Source organism: Gudongella sp. DL1XJH-153, assembly GCF_049310905.1.
GTDB lineage: Bacteria > Bacillota > Clostridia > Tissierellales > Tissierellaceae > Gudongella.
Genome location: NZ_JBMEMN010000080.1, coordinates 1 through 1,296, shown reverse-complemented (window position 1 = coordinate 1,296; position 1,296 = coordinate 1). Strand labels below are relative to the sequence as shown.

The 1,296-nt window shown below is 38.5% G+C and carries 1 protein-coding gene; it reads right to left on the bottom strand.

From position 1 onward, the window contains the following. Positions 1-213: 213 nt before the first annotated feature. Positions 214-1,296: ISNCY family transposase (locus ACOEN1_RS13415; protein ID WP_422487398.1), on the bottom strand; the 1,083-nt coding region annotated here is incomplete at its 5' end.

The following is a 1,296-nucleotide window of genomic DNA, read 5'->3' as shown; positions in this document are numbered from 1 at the left end:
TGTCAATAACTTTTGAAAATGTCAGTAAAAACTAGTCTAATTATCTTTTGAAAATGTCAGTAGATAATTAAGTGGTTAATTAATTTGAGGCCAGGTAATTCTAGTTGCTCAATTTAAAATGTCAAGGATGTATGAACAAGCAAGCTTGTCCTTGACATTTTAAATCTACTCAACTATTCAAGGATTAGCCTCAAATTATGTAGGAATTAGCTTTTAAGCGTATTTGCGAAGGAATATCTCTTGCAGTAGCGCAAGTACTTCTTCATAACTTTCATCAAAGTAGAGTTTCTTGAATTTGTCACTTCCATATTTGAAATAGTGATCATCTGGTGGTATGTACTTTGACTTTGATCTACCTTCTGAAGCATTAGATTTCTTAGGTTTAATGTAGTTGATAGCATCATATACATTCCCTTGATACTCTACCTTAATGCCTGCTGAAGTGCTGATTATTACATTTATCTTTGACTTCTTTGGTACTTCAGGTAACTCTGGTGAACCGACAACCATAAAATGCTTGCTGTGGATGGAGAAAACGCTGCTGTTGTCTGTAACTCTGTCGAACTTGACACATAAAATGTGGTCTAGATTCAAGTAGTCGGGTAGCTGAGTGTAGGCTGATATGGGTTCTTCAGGTTCGACAGCGAATTTGGAATTGAATGAAGTGATATAGTCTGTTAAAAACTCGTTAGCTTGTTCAACGGTGGTAACACCAGCTATCTTAAGGTCCGTAGGCAACCTGCTCTGCAACGTATTCCACAATCTTTCGACTTTTCCCTTAGCTTGTGGTGACCTGGCATAAATTAATGAAATGCCCAGTTCTTCCATGGCCCTTCCGAACTGTGTCTTGTTGATGGATTTACCCTTTAGCTGTTCTTCCACTGAGACTTTGCCTGCAATAGGAGACCTGAATATTGTGTGCATATCACTGTATATACAGGTAGGAACGCCATGGTTTAGGATCAATTGCCTGATGACTTCAAGATAGCCATGTAGACACTCGTTTTTGGTCATATAAAGGCCGACAACTTGACCAGTGGCATCATCTATGGCACCGTGCAAAGAATACTTCACAGAGCCTTCAAACCACTCAAAAGGTGTTGCATCAACCTGGATCAGCATACCTTGTCTGGATTTTCTTTTACGCCTGTTGTGGCTCTTGGATTTACGTCTCTTCTTGGGACTTTTAAATCCATTTGAAGTGAGAAGAGTATATAAGGCATTATAGCTGATAGATATATCTTCCCGTTCTTCCAAAAGCTCTCGAAAATGTGTGAAATTAGAATCTTTGTAGTT